The sequence below is a fragment of the Kitasatospora sp. NPDC002543 genome, assembly GCF_053594915.1.
The window spans coordinates 1-4,211 of record NZ_JBSFWR010000205.1; the positions used below are offsets into that span (position 1 = coordinate 1).

The window sequence follows — 4,211 nt, forward strand, 5'->3', positions numbered from 1 at the left end:
GCGGTGGGTGGCGAGGGCGTCGAGGAAGGTGTTGGCGGCGGCGTAGTTGCCCTGGCCGGCGGCGAGGACCTGGCCTCCGGCGGAGGAGAGGAGGGCGAACAGGCGCAGGTCGAGGCCGGCGGTGAGTTCGTGGAGGTGCCAGGCGGCGTCGGCCTTGGGGGCGAGGACGTCGTGGATGTGCTGGTCGGTGAGTGCGCTGGTGAGGGCGTTGGCGGCGGTGCCCGCGGCGTGGACGACGCCGCGCAGGTTCACGCCGTCGAGGAGTTGGGTGAGGGCGTCGCGGTCGGAGACATCGCAGGCGGCGACGGTCGCCTGGGCTCCCAGGGCGGCGAGTTCGGTGATGAGCTCGTTCGCGCCGGGGGCGTCGGGTCCGCGTCGGCTGGTGAGGAGGAGGCGGCGGACGCCGTGTTCGGTGACGAGGTGGTGGGCGAGGAGGGCGCCGAGGCCGCCGGTGCCGCCGGTGATGAGGACGGTCTCGTCGGCTTCGAAGGTGATCGGCTGGGTTTCGGTGGTGCTGGTGGTCGGGGTGAGGCGGGGGATGAAGAGTTCGCTGTTGCGGATGGCGAGTTCGGGTTCGCCGGAGGCGACGACCGCACTGATCATCTGGGGGAGGGTGGTGAGGTCGTCGAGGTCGGCGAGGGTGATGCGTCCGGGGTTCTCGGCCTGGGCGGCGCGGACGAGGCCCCAGATGGGGGCGCCGGTGAGGTCGGTGATCTCGGGGTGGGCGACGGCGCCCGAGGTGACGACGACCAGGCGCGAGTCGGTGAGGCGGTCGTCGGCCAGCCATGCCTGGAGGGCGTCCAGGACCCGGCCGAGGCCGGCCCGCATGCCGGCCGGTACGTCACCGTTCTGCGGGGCGCACGGCAGGACGATCACGGACGGCAGTTCGTCGCCGTTGGTGGGGAGGTCGTCCCAGGCGATGGTGGACGGGGTGGTGGTGTCGGTGGTGTCGACGGTGATCGGGGCCCACTCCACGGCGAGCAGCGGGGGAGCGGCCTTCACCGCGTCCAACTGCCCCGCCGCCACCGGGCGGCCCAGGACGGAGGCCACGGTCAGCACCGGGACGCCGGCCGCGTCGGCCATGGCCAGGGACATGCTGTCCTGGCCGGTGGAGGCGATCCGGACGCGGAGCGTGGTGGCGCCGACGGCGTGGATGGACACGTCGTTCCAGAGGAAGGGCAGCACCGCCCGTCCGCCGTTGTCTCCGTCACCGGAGAGGAGACGGGCGTGCATCGCGGCGTCGAACAGCGCCGGGTGGAGGCCGAAGAGACCGCCCAGCTCCTGCTCGCTCTCGGGGAGCACGATCTCGGCGAAGGTCTCGTCGCCGCGCTGCCAGGCGGCCTTGAGTCCCTGGAAGACCGGGCCGTAGCCGTAGCCGAGCTCGTTGAGGGCGGCGTAGGCGTCCGTGAGGTCGATCTGTTCGGCCTCGGCCGGAGGCCATGCGGTGAGGTCGGCGTGCGAGGCGCGCGCTGTGGCGCGGCCGTTCAGCAGGCCCTGGGCGTGCAGGGTCCACACGCCGGAGTCGTCGCCGCGGGAGTGCACGGTCACCGTGCGGTCGCCGTTGCCGTCGAGGACACCGACCGCGACCTGGACGGACACGCCACCGCGCTCGGGGAGCACGAGCGGTGCCTGCAGGGCGAGTTCGGAGAGGACCTCGCAGTCGGCCTGCCGTCCGGCGTGCAACGCCAGCTCGACGAAGCCGGTGCCCGGGAAGAGGATCGTGTCCCCGATGCGGTGGTCGGCCAGCCAGGGGTGGGTGTCGACGGAGAGGCGGCCCGTCAGCAGGACGCTCGAGTCCGGCAGGAGCGCCGCCGCGCCGAGCAGCGGGTGGTCGGTGACGTCCAGGCCGGCGGCGGAGACGTCGGTGGTGGTGCTGACGGCGTTGACCCAGAAGCGTTCGTGCTGGAAGGGGTAGGTGGGCAGGTCGGTGTGGCGGGCGTCGAGGCCGGTGAAGGCGGTGGCCCAGTCGATGGGCACACCGGTGGTGTGGAGCGAGCCCAAGGCTGCGAGGAGGGTTCGGGTCTCGTCGCGGTCGCGGCGCTGGGTGGGGATGACGGTGGTGTCTTCGGTCGTCTGCTGGGCCATGGCGGTGAGGACGGCGTCGGGGCCGATCTCCAGCAGGGTGGTGACGCCGTTGTCGGCAAGGGTGCGGACGGCGTCGGTGAAGCGGACGGCGGCGCGGACCTGGTCGACCCAGTACTGCGGGTCGGTGAGTTCGGTGGTGGCGAGGGTGCCGGTGACCGTCGAAACGAGCGGGATGGTGGGCTCGTGGTAGGCCAACTGGGCTGCCACGGTGGCGTACTCGGCGAGCATGGGCTCCATGAGGGCGCTGTGGAAGGCGTGCGAGACGCGCAGGCGCGAGGTGCGGCGGCCCTGGGTGGCGAAGCGCTCGGCGAGCGCCTCGACAGCGGCGGCTTCGCCTGAAATGACGACGGAGCGGGGGCCGTTGAGGGCCGCGATGTCCACGCCCTCGGTCAGGTGCGGGGTGACCTCGTCCTCGGTGGCCTCGATGGCGGTCATGGCGCCGCCGGTGGGCAGTGCCTGCATCAGCTTGCCGCGTGCGGCGACGAGTCGGGCCGCGTCCGGCAGGGACCAGACGCCCGCGACGTGCGCGGCGGCCAGCTCGCCGATGGAGTGCCCGGCGAGGTACTGCGGCTGAACACCCCACGACTGCAGGAGCGCGAAGAGCGCGACCTCGACGGCGAAGAGGGCGGTCTGGGTGTACACGGTCTGGTTGAGGAGGTCACCGTCCTCGCCCCAGATCACCTCGCGCAGGGGTCGGTCGAGCCATCGGTCCAGCTCCGTGCAGACCTCGTCGAAGCGGGCCGCGAACACGGGGTGGGCGTTGTACAACTCCTGTCCCATGCCGAGGCGCTGGGCGCCCTGGCCGGTGAACAGGAACCCGGTGGTCCCGCCGGAGCGGGCCGCACCCGCGAGCGGTTCGGTGCCGTCGGCGATGCGGTCGAGCGCGGTGAGCAGTTCCTCGCGTCCGGCGGCAGCGACGACCGCCCGGTGCTCGAACACCGTGCGTGCCGTGGCGAGGGTGTGGGCGAGGTCGACGATCCGGAGACCGTCCTTGTTCCTCAGCCGGGAACCAAGGCGTGCGGCCTGGTCGCGCAGTGCGGCACTGGTCCGGGCGGTGAGGACCACGGGGACCAGCGGCTCGGGCGAGCCGGCGGCCGCGAGGGGTTCCTCGGCCCGTTCGACGCCTTCGATGATCACGTGGGCGTTGGTGCCGCTGAGGCCGAAGGAGGAGACGCCGGCCCGGCGGGGTCGGTCGCCGAGGGGCCATGCGCGCGGCTCGGTGAGCAGTTCGACGGCGCCGGCCTCCCACTCCACCTGCGAGGAGCGCTGCTCGGCGTGGAGCGTGGGCGGCATGATGCCGTGGCGCATGGCCTCGACGACCTTGATGACGCCCGCGACGCCTGCGGCGGCCTGGGTGTGGCCGAGGTTGGACTTGATGGAGCCGAGGTGGAGGGGCTGGTCGGCGGGCCGGTTCTGGCCGTAGGTGGCGATGAGGGCCTGGGCTTCGATCGGGTCGCCCAGGCGGGTGCCGGTGCCGTGCGCCTCGACCACATCGACGTCGGCGGTGGTGAGGCCTGCGGCGGTGAGGGCCTTGCGGATGACGCGCTGCTGGGAGGGGCCGTTGGGGGCGGTGAGGCCGTTGGAGGCGCCGTCCTGGTTCACGGCCGAGCCCTTGATGACGGCCAGCACCGGGTGGCCGTTGCGGCGGGCGTCGGACAGCCGCTCCAGCAGGAGCATGCCGACACCCTCGGAGATGCCGGTGCCGTCGGCGGCCTCGGAGAACGACTTGCTGCGGCCGTCGGCGGCCAGTCCGCGCTGTCCGCTGAAGTAGACGAACATGTCGACGCTCGACATCACCGTCACACCACCGGCGAGGGCGAGCGAGCACTCGCCCTGTCGGAGGGCCTGGCCGGCCCAGTGCAGGGCGACCAGGGAGGAGGAACAGGCGGTGTCGACGGTGACGGCCGGCCCCTCCAGGCCGAACGTGTAGGAGACCCGGCCGGTGACCAGGCTGCCGCCGCTGGTGGAGCCGAGGTCGCTGCCCATCCCGTAGTCGTGCGACATGACGCCGGCGAAGACGCCGGTGGCCGAGCCCTTGAGGGTGGTGGGGTCGATGCCGGCTCGTTCGAGGGCTTCCCAGGAGGTCTCCAGGAGGAGGCGTTGCTGGGGGTCCATGGCGAGGGCTT

Annotated in this window: 1 protein-coding gene; it reads right to left on the reverse strand. The window is 72.7% G+C overall.

Translation table 11 applies throughout. The features are described from left to right. Positions 1–4,211, reverse strand: a 4,211-nt coding sequence (locus ACWD4P_RS37890; protein WP_449782778.1) for an SDR family NAD(P)-dependent oxidoreductase, incomplete at both ends; no start/stop codon positions are given.